This window comes from Finegoldia sp. BIOML-A2, assembly GCF_009678315.1.
Classification (GTDB): Bacteria; Bacillota; Clostridia; order Tissierellales; family Peptoniphilaceae; genus Finegoldia; species Finegoldia magna.
In genome coordinates this window covers 325266-337864 of sequence record NZ_WKZE01000002.1, presented here as the reverse complement: position 1 = coordinate 337864, position 12599 = coordinate 325266, and the positions used below count along the sequence as shown (strand labels likewise).

Here is a 12599-nt window from a genome sequence, read left to right as displayed (position 1 = left end):
TATAATAATACATGAGGTGTGATATGAGTATTAAAGTTCTTTTAGTGGAAGATGAAGATAATATAAGACAATTTACAAAAATAAATTTAGCAAGAGAAGGATTTGAAATATTAGAAGCTGAGTCTGGAGAAAAAGGCGTAGAGTTAGCAGAATTAAACAAGCCAGATGTAGCTGTTTTAGATATAATGCTTCCTGGAATTGACGGATTTGAAGTTTGTAAAATTTTAAGAAATAAATTTCCGGATATTGTTATTATAATGTTGACTGCAAAAACTCAAGATAACGATAAAATTGAAGGACTTGAAAGAGGAGCAGATGATTATTTGACAAAACCATTTAATCCGCGTGAATTGATACTTAGAATAAAATCTGTTTTGAGAAGAAGTCCGCAAAAACAAAACAATAGTCAAATTATTGAAGATGACACATTCAAACTTGATATGTATTCAAGAACTTTTTATAAGAACGGAAAAGAAATTACATTGACTCCAACAGAACTTAACATAATAAAGCTTTTGATGCAAAATCCTGGGAAAGCAATAACTAGAGATGAATTGATGGATAAAGCATGGGGTGAAGATTTCATAGGTGATGCTAAAATTGTTGATGTAAATATGAGAAGGTTGAGAAGTAAAATTGAAGAAGATTCAACTCATCCAAAATATATCGTAACAGTTTGGGGAGTTGGTTACAGATGGGAAAATAAAAAATAATGAGTATTAAAAACAAAATAATGTATTCCTTTGTATTTTTAACAAGTATTACCGCGATAATACTTGTTATATTTTCGATTTATGCTACTAAGTTTTATTATTATTCTACAATGGAAGGTGTTTTGAATAACGAAATAAGGTACTCTACTAATTTATATAGTTCTTATATGGCAGACTATGAATTAGATGAAGTAATTGCCGAAGACAAAAACCAATTTTACAGACAAACTGACTGCCAAGTGCAAATTTTGGATAATAATCAAGTTGTCGTGTTTGACTCAATAGCAAGCCCTAATTTGGGTGAAAAAATAGAAACATCTGATGTAGTTAGCGCGATAAATGGTCAAAGTGGAAGATACACTGGAAAAGTTAGTTATTCTGATTCAAATATTATTTCTGTTTCAGTACCACTTGAATCCAGGGGAAAACAAGTCGGAGTTTTAAGATACATTTCAAGTTTAAAAGAAGTAGACAGGGCAATAAGAGTGAAGTCAGTATCGTTCGCTTTGTTCGGATTTTTGGTAATATTATTCAGTATTTTATTGAGTAAAATTTTAACTAAAAGCATTATCAAACCAATAAATAGTCTTGCAAAAACTGCTGAGAGAATGGCTAAAGGTGATTTGGAAGTAAGAGCAAAAGAAAATGATGCAGATGAAATCGGAAGACTTGGAATGACTTTGAATTTATTGACGGACAATATTAACAAGAAAGAACAATTGAAAAACGAATTTATTTCAAGTGTGTCACATGAATTGAGAACACCGTTAACTTCTATAAAAGGATGGGCACAAACATTAAAATATGATCCTTCAGATTTAGAAACAACAACTATGGGAATTGACATAATCGATAGCGAATGCGACAGACTTACAAATATGGTTGAGGAGTTACTTGATTTTTCGAGATTTACTTCCGGAAGAATTTCAATAGTTAAGAGAAAACAAAACTTAATTGAATTAGCAGAACATATCAAAAACCAATTAATTCCTAAAGTTCGTTCAAAAGGAATTGATTTGATATTAAATTATGAAAGTCCAGAACTCATCGCTACATTTGACGAAGATAGAATCAAGCAAGTTTTCATTAATATTTTAGATAATGCTATAAAATTTACTCCAGAAAAAGGAACGATAATTATTAATATTGAAAAAACGGAAAAATTTGCAGAAGTATCTATAATAGATACAGGGATTGGAATTTCATTTGAAGAAATAGAACTTGTAACTGGAAAATTTTACAAAGGATCCAATTCGAATTCTCATGTAGGTTTGGGGCTTTCTATTTGTGAGGAAATAGTAAAACTTCACAAGGGAGAATTGATGATTAAATCTAAATTAGATGAAGGAACTACAGTTTCGTTTACATTGCCATTAGGAGATGATGAAAATGAAAAAGACAACTAGTATTTTGGTAGGTACGATAGTTTTAATTTTGTTGATTGTTTTCATACTGTTCAGAAATAAAGAACAATCTGCAGTTGAAAATATTAAAGTTCCAGAAAATAATTTATTGGTCGCAGCAGGTGTGTGGCAAATTGATAAGAAAGAAAGCTTTTCTGATTCTAAATCCAAAGTTTCGGATGAAATAGGTAAACTTTACGTCGATGAATCTATAGTTGTTTTTGGAAAAAGATTTACTATAAACCCTAAATTTTCGTCTAAATTTGTAAGTTTACAAAATTATCTAAGTAAAAAAACAAGCGATGAAAATATAAGTAAGAAATTTTCTAAAGATAAGAAAATGGTCATTACAATTTCTGATGGCAGCAAGTTTTATCAAGATGTTGTTGTAATGGATAAAAACAATATAATTTTACCATACAACGGAGTGCTTTATTACATGAAAAAAACTGAAAATCAAGTCAGCAGAACTTTTATTGAGAATTATCAGTCAACCTATGAGAGTAAATATTATGAAAATAAAGGAAACAATTTAAAAGACAAAGAAAATATTGCTCTTTTAATTGGAATCAAAAATAAAGTTGTAAGAAATGATGAAAGTGATATATCTTATAGGACTATTTTATTGGATATCGACAAGAAAAATCGCGCACAGATTTATCAAACATCTGCATTATTTTTCCCTAGAAAAAATGGGTTTTGGACTATGGGATACAAAAAGAATGAATTTGATAATAACTATGTAGAGCAATTCTTAGCTAAGCCAGTTTATTCAGGAGATAATTCTAAAGAAAATAAAAAATTGGAATTTGACACATCTGCAGAAATAACATACCTAGGTCCAGAATACATTTCAATCATGAGAAATAAGGATCAATTTGAATATTATTCTATATATGATATAGATAAAATGAGCAATAATAATGAACTTAATATTGATCAAATCGGTGGTAAAGAGGCTGTAAATGTATTAAAGAATTCTATAGCAGAAGAATCAACAGATTCAAATTCCGAAATTTCTTTAAACGATAAAAATGAAGATTACAAAAATATTGGAATTGTAAGAAATTCTGGTAAATGGAATTATCAAACACAATATACATTCAAAGAAAATAATGAGATTAAGTTGAAAAATGTAATACTTAACATCGTTTCACATTTGAATTTATCACCAGATGAATTATCTATGAATTGGCAATCTATAAAAAATTTAAAGAGCAGTGCGATAGATGCATATTCTTCTCCTGATAAAAGAATACTAATAGTTCAAACGACGGATGAAATATTAATTTATGATTATTCTAACGATAATAAATTAATAGGTAGTATACCAATTACGAAAGATGATTCTATTATAATGAGTGAATGGGCAATAGGAAATTATGCAGAAATGTGGAAAAAAGAATTTCAAAACAACGATAAAATTCCATCATCATTTATTACTAACCTAAGACAATAAAAATTAATAGAAAAAAAGAAGTAGATAATCTATAAATGACCTGAACCCCAAAATCCGGAATACGGATGGAGGGGTTTTTGTATGCCAAAATACACAAAAGAATTTAAAATAAAATTAGTACTAGAATACTTATCAGGTGAATCAGGTGGAATCAAATCAATAGCTAAAATATATAGCATTCCTAAAAGCACGTTAGAGCTATGGATAAACCAATATAAATCTAAAGGCTTTGATAACTTATCAAAAAAGTTAAAAAACAATAATTACACTAGTGAATTTAAGCTATCTGTAATACAATATAGGCAGATCAATAATACTTCGCTTAGAGAGACTGCAGATCATTTCAATCTTGTAAATGGATCTATGGTGTACAGATGGGAGAAAGCTTATCAAGAACGAGGTCTATCTGGGCTAGAAGATAACAGAGGAAGGCCTAAAAAAGAAATGACCAAATCAAATAAAAAATCTAAACTTAATATTCCAATAAGCGAAACTGAAAGAGAAGAATTAATAAGATTAAGAGAAGAAAATAGACTTCTCAAAATGAAGATAATCTACGAAAAAAAGCTACAAGCCTTGCTACTGGAAGAGGAAGCAGAAGCAAGGAAAAGACAAAGATAATCCTTAAACTACAAAAAGAATATCCAAAAAGCAAGGTAAGTGAATGGATAGAAATAGCTAAGTTACCAAAATCATCCTACTATGAATGGAAGATAAAATTAGAAAATCCAACAGACAAAGACAAAGAAGTTAAAAATGAAATTAAAACCATAGTAGATGAATCAAAAGGTAGATATGGCTACAGAAGAGTAACTATGGTATTAAAAAATAAAGGCTTTAATATCAACCATAAAAGAGTATTAAGAATAATGAGAGAAGAATCCTTGCTATGTACTAAATTCAAAACTAGATCAAGAAAATACTCATCATACAAGGGACAAATAGGCAAAGTAGCAGATAATGTAGTAAGAAGACAATTTAGCGCTACTAAACCAAATCAATTATGGTTAACAGATGTAACAGAATTTAGATTGAGAGGCAAAGAAGAAAAACTCTATCTATCACCAATACTAGACCTATACAACAGCGAAATAATTAGCTACACACTAAGCAATCACCCAACAACTAAATTAACCAATGAAATGCTAGAAAAAGCACTAGAAGAAAATAAAGACATTAAAGATTTAACTATACACTCAGACCAAGGATTCCATTACCAACATAGTTCATGGACTAAAAAACTAGAAAAAATGAATATTAGGCAAAGTATGTCAAGAAAAGGCAATTGTCTAGACAATTCTCCAATGGAAAACTTCTTTGGAATCTTGAAACAGGAAATGTATTATGGAGAAAATTTTAATAGTTATGATCATTTGAAAAATGAGATTGAAAAATATATTAAATGGTACAATGAAGATAGGATTAAAACAAAATTAAACGGAATGTCCCCTGTCATGTACAGATTACATTCCGCTTAAAATATTATTAAATTATTCCGTGTTTACGGGTTCAGCTCAAAATTTATCTGCTTCTTTTTACATTATTACAATAATTTGAATTTGAAAAATATTTAAAACTCTTTACAAATTCTTAAAATAGTGTATAATATTATTGTTGTGGTAAATATATGCGCCTTTAGCTCAGTTGGTAGAGCAACTGACTCTTAATCAGTGGGCCCAGGGTTCGAGTCCCTGAAGGCGCACCACTTTTTTAAATTTAATATGCGCTTTTAGCTCAGTTGGTAGAGCAACTGACTCTTAATCAGTGGGCCCAGGGTTCGAGTCCCTGAAGGCGCACCATCTAATCCGGGATTGACTCGGATTTTTTTATTTTAGAAAATTAAATTAAATTAAAAGTTCAATATATATGATATAATAAAAAAAGGAGGACGAACATGAAATCAATATTATCTGTAGTATGGAAGTACAAAGGTTTTACTTTTTTATTTTTCGTATTTGTAGTTTTATTAATGATTATAGTGCATATTTTACATAATAAATTACACAATAAACAAAAAAAATATATATTCACAACTGCTATTTTTATTTTATCAGCTATTCTTTTTGTAATGTCGATGTTGTCGATTTTAAGTAAGTTTGGACTCACTTTGTTAATGATGTTTACTTTTACATTTGCGTCGGCTGTAATTTGCTTAGCATATTCTTTGATTTTGGATATCATAAAACCTATACCTGAAAAGAAAAAAAGCTTAGAATTTCGTAATATAATCGAAAAATTTGACAGATTAGTTGAAGAATCTAGGAGTACAAAATAATGAAAATAGGCGCGTTTTTTGATATTGATGGAACAATTGCCAGAGATTCACTAATGATTGAACATTTCAAAAAATTGGTTAATTTTGAAATAATAGATCAAAAATTATACTACGAAAAAGTTTATCCAGCATACCAAAAATACGAAAAAAGAAAAATTGACTATGATGAGTATCTCAATCAATTGGTTGATGTCTATAAATATAAGCTCAAAGGATTTAGTAGTGAGTTCAATGAATATATATCAAATCAAGTAATCAGCCAAGTTAAAGAGAAAGTTTACAGATATACTCGTGAGATGATTAAATTTCACAAAGAAAATAATCATCTGATATTCTTTATTTCAGGAAGCCCGGACTTTTTAGTAAAAGAAATGGCTGAGAGCTATGGAGTAACTGAATACAGAGCATCCTTGTATTTGAAAAATTCAGGAATGTACACTGGAGAAGTGGTTCCTATGTGGGATAAAAATAGTAAAAAGACTGTGATCGATGAAATTGTTGAACGTTATGAAATTGATGTCGATAATTCATACTGTTACGGTGATACTTCGGGTGATTTTTCTATGATTAATATGATGGGAAAACCAACAGCGATTAATCCTACCAAAGAGTTATTTGAACTAATAAGAGCTAACGAAAAAATAAATGAAAAAACCAAAATAATCATTGAAAGAAAAGATGTAATATACGAATTTCCTAAAAATGGTAAAATTTTGGATATTTAAAAAGCATAACAGACTCTCTTTACAGTTGTGAGGAGAGTTTTTTATATGAAAAGACCACAGAAAATTTTGAATTTAATCTGTGGTCTAAATTTTTATCCTAATTTTGTTTGAAATAATTTTTGTCGTATTTAAATGATCTAACAAGTTTTCCTATTTGGAATACTCTGTTATTAGGATCATTTGGCATATCACATGTCATCAAAGAAAGAATAGGTTTATTATCATATTTTTCAATTCTGTCGTCTTCTAACATATAAAATGCATATGAGTCAGTAACTTTTCTATCTACGATTTCATATTCGTAGATGTTCTTCTTATCGGTAATGTAAACTTTGGTACCTTTAGTTAAATCATACACTTTACTAAATAAAGAGCCATTTCTTTTCATGTAATGACCTGTTAGTGTGTAATTTTTTTCTCCCATTTTTTGGTCTTCTTTCATTGTAGCTGCACCACTTAACAAGTGTTCATCAGTTACTCCACGATGAATAGGTAAACTCAAATTATAATCAGGGATAATAATTTGTCCAATAACATTTTCTCCGCTTATAGCTGTAAAATTAAACAACGATGTAGTTGTGCTAATGGAGTTTACAGCGTCAAAGTCGTTTTTGAATTCCTTTTTATTGTTTTGTTCCATTTCTGTGGATGATATATCTTTACTTATATCATTTTCACTATAATAGTTAGGTATTAATCTTGCTGCAAAATACAAAGCAAATAGTAGAATACCTATCGTCATTAAAAAAATTCCAAATTTCTTTCTCATATTCATCCTCTTTAATTTTTATTACGTAGAGTATTTTAACATATATTGAAATATAAGTAAATATCGATAAGAACGTATATTCAGAACGTATAAAAACATTGAAAGCATCATATATTAAAGATATTATTAATGTAGTGGAATGAAAGTGGAACAAAGTGGAGGGAAAAATGTTTATTAACGAATATTTTCATAATATTGACTCAAAAGGTCGCGTTATTATGCCCTCAAAGTTTAGGGATGAAATAGGAGAAGAATTCTACATTACAAAAGGTATGGATGAATGTCTTTTCGTATATCCTGTATCTGCTTTTATCCAAATGACAGAAAAGCTTAATAAATTGTCATTAACTAGAAGACAAGCAAGAGCGTTTTCAAGAGTGTTTTTTGCTGGTGCTAGTAATCAAGAAATTGATAAACAAGGAAGATTTTTGATTCCACAATCCTTGAGAAACTATGCAGATATCAAAAAAGAAGTTGCTATTATTGGAGTATCCAATCGTATTGAAATATGGGATAAAGAAAAATGGGAACAATATTCTAATGACTCTTCACTAAACTATGACGACTTAGCTGATGATTTAAATGATCTTGATTTGTAGGTGAATTATGGAATTCAAACATGTGCCAATTTTATTAAATGAATGCATCGAAAATTTGAATATTAGAGACGGAAAAGTTTATGTGGATTGCACTGTTGGAGGCGCTGGACATTCCAGAGAAATTGCAAAAAGAATTGGGAATGGTAAGCTAATTTGCTTTGATCAAGATGAAGACGCATTAACAGTAGCAAAAGAACGCTTAAAGGAATATGGAGATAAGGTTATCTTTATAAAGGATAATTTTAAAAATATTAAAAGCGATTTACAAAATATAGGAATTGAAAAAGTTGATGGAATTTTAATGGATATAGGTGTTAGCTCTTATCAAATCGATGAAGATAGTAGAGGTTTTTCTTATATGCATGATGCGGTTTTGGATATGAGAATGGATCAAAATAATCCAGTTACGGCCAAGGATATTGTCAACACTTATTCACAAGAGGATTTGGAAAATATTATTTTCAAATATTCAGAAGAAAAATGGGCGAAAAGAATTGCTCAGTTTATATGCAATGAAAGGGAAATTAAACCTATTAATACTACTTTCGAATTAGTGGAAGTCATCGAAAAAGCGATTCCTAAAAAAGTAAGAATGAATCAAAAAGGCCACAGTGCAAAGAAAACTTTTCAAGCAATTAGGATTGAAGTTAATAAAGAATTAGAAGTTTTAGAACAAGCAGTTGGTGATTGTATAGATTTATTGAATCCTGAAGGTAGAATTTGCATAATAACGTTTCATTCTTTGGAGGATAAAATTTGTAAAGATATTTTCAAACAAAGACAAAAAGGTTGCATATGTCCTCCAGAAATTCCGGTATGTGTTTGCAATCATAAGCCTGAAATTAAGATTATTACTAGAAAGCCGATAGAGCCTTCACCAGAAGAATTAAAACAAAATTCTAGGGCTAGAAGTGCAAAATTGAGAGTGGCTGAAAAGATTATTTGATAATTATATGATTTGATTAATAAATGGAGACAAAAATGGGTAATGCACAAAGAAAAATTGAAGTTTTTCCACAGTATGTAGAAAAAAAAGAATTTGAAGTCAAAAAAATTGAACAAACAAAAAAATTAAATAGACCTAGTAGAAGAACAAATCTTTTTTCTACTTTTAATAAAGTAATGATATGCGTGGTTATTTGTTTATCCATTTTGGTGATGAATCGTTATTCTAAGATTCAAAGCATGTCCAGTGAATTAAAAGAAGTAAAAAATCAAGTAATGCTTACAGAAGGCAACCGAGATGTGATAAAATCTCATATAGAAAGTAAATTAACTAATAAAAATATTGAAGAAATCGCAAAAAATAATTTGGGTATGCAATTTCCCGAAAATGCTCAAATTATGTACTTAAAATTAGAGGAAAAATAATGAGAAGGCGCAATTTAAGCAAAGGAAAAATCAATAAAAATTTCAATAAAAACTACAATTCTCGTATTGTAGTTTTATTTTGTATATTGACAATTATTGTATTATTAATAGTTGGTAAACTGATTTATTTACAATTGACTCCTGCCGGAGATAAATACCGAAAACTATCGGCAAAACAAAGCACCAATACTATTAATATTGATGCTGAAAGAGGGAAAATATTAGATACAAATGGAGAGACATTGGCAGATAATGTGGTATCCAATAATTTGTATGTAAATGCTACTTATCTAAACGATCAATCGAAATCAAACTTAATTGATTCCTTAGGAAAAACTTTAAGTATGAAACCTGAAGAATTGAGAAAAATTTTAGATAAAAAGAAAACAGTTCTAGTTAAACCTTCATTATCAAAAACAGAAATAGAAAACATAAAAAAACTACCTATTAGTAATCAGAAATTTATTAGCATCGTTTCTGAGAAAAAGAGGTATTATCCAAACAAGGAAATGTTAGCTCAAGTTTTAGGATTTACAAATGTAAATAATGATGGCGTTGTTGGGTTGGAGAGCTTTTATAATGCTAAATTAAAAGGGAAACCCGGAAAAAGAATTCTGAACAGTTCAGTTAATAGATCGATTGATTTATCTGATGATAGTTCTGTGATAATAAATCCAGAAAATGGATATGATTTAAAAACAACTATAGATAGTACTATCCAAGGATTCGTAGAAGATAGTTTAAAAGACATAGAGAATAATTTTAAACCAAAATCTGCGACGATAATCGTTATGAACCCAAATAATGGAGATGTTTTGGGTATGGGGTCTTATCCTATTTTTAATCCCAATGATCCTAAAACTCCGCTTTTAAAAGATCAAATAAATGAATTAAATGATTTGAAAAAAGAAAATGATGAAGATAAAATCAGTAAATTTTATTTTGATATGTGGGAAAACAAAGCAACTTCATGGACTTATGAGCCTGGAAGTGTATTTAAAACTATAACTAGTGCGGCTGCAACTGAAGAGCACACTGCAACACAAGAATCACATTATTTCTGTAATGGATTTATCAGGGATATTCCAGGTGTTGTTATAAGATGCGAAAGATATTGGAATCCTCATGGTGACGAAACTTTCCAAGAAGCTTTTAACAATTCTTGCAACATTGCATATGTAAATATTGGTAGAGATTTGGGAAAAGCAAATATTCAAAAATACGTAAATGGATTTGGTTTTAATCAAAAAACAGATATTGATTTACCGGCTGAAGAATTGGGAATAGCTCCGAAAAGTGTGAAAGATATAGATGCAGCAAGACTTGCTACGCTTTCTTATGGTCACGGTATTTCGGCAACGCCGATTCAAATGATAACTGCTTTAAACTCAATAGTAAACGGTGGAATGTTGATAGAACCACATGTTGCTAAGGAATTTATTTCAAAGGACACAAAAAAGATAGAAAAAGTTCAGCCAAAAGTCAAAAGACAAATAATTTCAGCACAATCTTCAAAGCAAATCAATAAAATGTTGCAGGGAGTTGTAGATGATGGAAGTGGTAAAAAAGCTTCAATTCAAGGATTTGGTATAGGTGGTAAAACTGGAACAAGTATAAAAATCGAAGACGGTAAATACACCGACGACAAAACTACTGCTTCATTTTTTGGATCTTTTCCAACAGATCATCCAGAATACACTGTTTTAATCGTAGTAGATGAGCCACAAAGAAAAAACGGAGGAAGTGCTGTATGCGCACCTTCTGCAGGTAAGATTTTTTCAAGAATTATTGAATATAAGAGAATAAATAAAACTAGACTTGATTTTGACGATTCAGATAAGGTTACTGTTCCAGAATTAGAAGGGCTAACATTGAAGTTAGCGGTTGATAAGTTGAATTCATTGGGCTTAAAGTCTAAGGTTACAAATTCAAATTCGAATTTGAATTCAATTGTAAATTCTCAAGAAACAGCTGCATATTCTAAAGTGAATAAGGGAGATATAATTGAACTTACAACGGGAAGTGTAGAGGACTCAATGATTAGAATTCCTGAAATAGTAGGATTCACAGTTGAAGATGCAGTGGATACTTTAGAAAAATACGGAATTAAAAATATCGAAATAAAAAATGGTAAAAAAGGTAAAGTAGTAAAAACTGATCCTGAAGAAAACAAGTTAATGGATCCAAAATCTTATATTAAAATTTATACTGAACAAGAGAAAAATACTGAAGAATAATTTTTCCGTGTGGTATAATAAATACCTATGAGGTATAAAATTGGACATAATTTTTGTTCATAATTTAAGGAGATAAATATGAATTTTAAAAGTGAAATTTTAATGTCGATGTTATTATCTATCGTAATTTCGTTGATATTAGGAAAGTTTATAATCAGGATTTTAAGACAAAAACATATTGGTCAAGAAATCAGAGATGACGGCCCCAAATCACACTATTCAAAAGCGGGAACACCAACTATGGGAGGTATTATATTTATAATATCCACATTGATTACTGTGATTGTATTCAGGTTATTTAGTAGTGAAGTTTTGTTGGCGATTTATGGAATGCTTGCATTTGGAGCGATAGGTTTTATAGATGACTTCATGAAATTAGTAATGAAACGTTCATTGGGATTAAATGAAAAACAAAAACTTGTGTTACAACTTTTGTTTTCTATCATAGCTTGTTTTTTGATTAAACAAGTAAATCCGAATTTTACAAAACAAGTTATTCCGTTTTTCCATAAAACAGTAGATTTTGGTATAATAACTTATCCATTCTTGGTTTTCGTAATGATGGGAACATCTAATGCTACTAATCTGACTGATGGATTAGATGGACTTGCAACTTCTGTTTCAATTCCTGTGTTCATTGCTACAAGTATAATTTTGTACAACCTAAATTCTACAGCTAGTATATTCAGTATTATATTTGCTGGTAGCCTTTTGGGATTTTTGGTGTACAATTCAAATCCAGCCAAAGTTTTTATGGGGGATACAGGATCCATGGCTATAGGTGGCGCTTTGGTGATGATTATGGCTATGTACGGATTGAGTTTTTACTTAATTATTTTAGGATTTGTGTACATGATTGAAGTGTTATCCGTAATAATTCAAATGACTAGCTACAAATTGAGAAATAAAAAAAGAGTATTTTTGATGAGTCCAATTCATCATCATTATGAATTAAAAGGCTACAAAGAACAAAAGATAGTATCAACTTTTATGGTTGTATCAGTAATTACAAGTTTAATTACATTAATAGATATATTATAGGTGAATT

At 29.7% G+C, this 12599-nt stretch carries 12 protein-coding genes, 2 tRNA genes and 1 pseudogene; 14 read left to right on the top strand and 1 reads right to left on the bottom strand.

Annotation, left to right across the window (positions count from 1 at the left end):
* Nucleotides 1-23 precede the first annotated feature (23 nt).
* The 9 genes and pseudogenes from GKF99_RS03725 (at nt 24) to GKF99_RS03685 (ending at nt 6575) form a co-directional block, all read left to right on the top strand.
* Nucleotides 24-713 carry a response regulator transcription factor gene (locus GKF99_RS03725; RefSeq protein WP_154272680.1) on the top strand — a complete coding sequence of 230 codons (690 nt, stop codon included), beginning with the start codon at nt 24-26 and terminating at the stop codon, nt 711-713.
* Nucleotides 714-835: 122 nt separating this feature from the next.
* Entirely contained in the window at nt 836-2119 is a 1284-nt protein-coding gene (locus GKF99_RS03720; protein ID WP_241673563.1) for a HAMP domain-containing sensor histidine kinase, read from the top strand.
* Entirely contained in the window at nt 2103-3575 is a 1473-nt protein-coding gene (locus GKF99_RS03715; RefSeq protein ID WP_154272679.1) for a hypothetical protein, read from the top strand. Before GKF99_RS03720 ends, GKF99_RS03715 begins: the two co-directional genes overlap by 17 nt.
* A gap of 81 nt (nt 3576-3656) precedes the next feature.
* Nucleotides 3657-4196, top strand: a complete 540-nt coding sequence (locus GKF99_RS03710; RefSeq protein WP_002842148.1) for a helix-turn-helix domain-containing protein — start codon at nt 3657-3659, stop codon at nt 4194-4196.
* A pseudogene (locus GKF99_RS03705) lies at nt 4187-5053 on the top strand (IS3 family transposase); the annotation flags it as partial. The gene GKF99_RS03710 and the pseudogene GKF99_RS03705, both read left to right, overlap by 10 nt.
* A gap of 151 nt (nt 5054-5204) precedes the next feature.
* Nucleotides 5205-5280 (top strand) — tRNA-Lys (locus GKF99_RS03700).
* A gap of 18 nt (nt 5281-5298) precedes the next feature.
* Nucleotides 5299-5374: transfer RNA gene (locus tag GKF99_RS03695), tRNA-Lys, on the top strand.
* Nucleotides 5375-5469: 95 nt separating this feature from the next.
* A complete protein-coding gene (locus GKF99_RS03690; RefSeq protein ID WP_154254080.1) occupies nt 5470-5850 on the top strand; it encodes a hypothetical protein in 381 nt (126 codons plus the stop codon).
* Nucleotides 5850-6575: an HAD-IB family hydrolase gene (locus tag GKF99_RS03685; RefSeq protein WP_094207019.1), complete on the top strand. Its 726-nt coding sequence runs from the start codon at nt 5850-5852 to the stop codon at nt 6573-6575. Before GKF99_RS03690 ends, GKF99_RS03685 begins: the two co-directional genes overlap by 1 nt.
* 97 nt (nt 6576-6672) lie before the next feature.
* Here GKF99_RS03685 and GKF99_RS03680 read toward each other — a convergent pair whose 3' ends face one another.
* A complete protein-coding gene (locus GKF99_RS03680) occupies nt 6673-7344 on the bottom strand; it encodes a class A sortase (RefSeq protein ID WP_094207020.1) in 672 nt (223 codons plus the stop codon).
* A 167-nt stretch (nt 7345-7511) separates the two neighbouring features.
* Between GKF99_RS03680 and mraZ the strand changes: the two genes are divergently transcribed.
* The 5 genes from mraZ to mraY all read left to right on the top strand — a co-directional run bounded on the left by mraZ (nt 7512) and on the right by mraY (nt 12592).
* Nucleotides 7512-7943 (top strand): division/cell wall cluster transcriptional repressor MraZ, encoded by a 432-nt coding sequence (mraZ, locus tag GKF99_RS03675; RefSeq protein WP_035109458.1) that lies wholly within the window; start codon nt 7512-7514, stop codon nt 7941-7943.
* A 7-nt stretch (nt 7944-7950) separates the two neighbouring features.
* Entirely contained in the window at nt 7951-8889 is a 939-nt protein-coding gene (rsmH, locus tag GKF99_RS03670) for a 16S rRNA (cytosine(1402)-N(4))-methyltransferase RsmH (RefSeq protein WP_154271179.1), read from the top strand.
* Between the two features lie 35 nt (nt 8890-8924).
* Nucleotides 8925-9314 (top strand): cell division protein FtsL, encoded by a 390-nt coding sequence (locus GKF99_RS03665; protein WP_154272677.1) that lies wholly within the window; start codon nt 8925-8927, stop codon nt 9312-9314.
* On the top strand, nt 9314-11551 hold the full coding sequence (locus GKF99_RS03660) for a penicillin-binding transpeptidase domain-containing protein (protein WP_154272676.1): 2238 nt from the start codon (nt 9314-9316) through the stop codon (nt 11549-11551). The genes GKF99_RS03665 and GKF99_RS03660 overlap by 1 nt, the downstream gene beginning before the upstream one ends.
* A 78-nt stretch (nt 11552-11629) precedes the next feature.
* Nucleotides 11630-12592, top strand: coding sequence for a phospho-N-acetylmuramoyl-pentapeptide-transferase (gene mraY / locus GKF99_RS03655; protein WP_154272675.1), 963 nt, complete (start codon nt 11630-11632; stop codon nt 12590-12592).
* Nucleotides 12593-12599 lie beyond the last annotated feature (7 nt).

Coding starts and splice junctions, on each gene's coding strand:
- GKF99_RS03725 (WP_154272680.1), top strand. CDS start 24: ATGAGTATTAAAGTTCTTTTAGTGGAAGATGAAGATAATATAAGACAA.
- GKF99_RS03715 (WP_154272679.1), top strand. CDS start 2,103: ATGAAAAAGACAACTAGTATTTTGGTAGGTACGATAGTTTTAATTTTG.
- GKF99_RS03710 (WP_002842148.1), top strand. CDS start 3,657: ATGCCAAAATACACAAAAGAATTTAAAATAAAATTAGTACTAGAATAC.
- GKF99_RS03690 (WP_154254080.1), top strand. CDS start 5,470: ATGAAATCAATATTATCTGTAGTATGGAAGTACAAAGGTTTTACTTTT.
- GKF99_RS03685 (WP_094207019.1), top strand. CDS start 5,850: ATGAAAATAGGCGCGTTTTTTGATATTGATGGAACAATTGCCAGAGAT.
- GKF99_RS03680 (WP_094207020.1), bottom strand. CDS start 7,344: ATGAGAAAGAAATTTGGAATTTTTTTAATGACGATAGGTATTCTACTA.
- mraZ (WP_035109458.1), top strand. CDS start 7,512: ATGTTTATTAACGAATATTTTCATAATATTGACTCAAAAGGTCGCGTT.
- rsmH (WP_154271179.1), top strand. CDS start 7,951: ATGGAATTCAAACATGTGCCAATTTTATTAAATGAATGCATCGAAAAT.
- GKF99_RS03665 (WP_154272677.1), top strand. CDS start 8,925: ATGGGTAATGCACAAAGAAAAATTGAAGTTTTTCCACAGTATGTAGAA.
- GKF99_RS03660 (WP_154272676.1), top strand. CDS start 9,314: ATGAGAAGGCGCAATTTAAGCAAAGGAAAAATCAATAAAAATTTCAAT.
- mraY (WP_154272675.1), top strand. CDS start 11,630: ATGAATTTTAAAAGTGAAATTTTAATGTCGATGTTATTATCTATCGTA.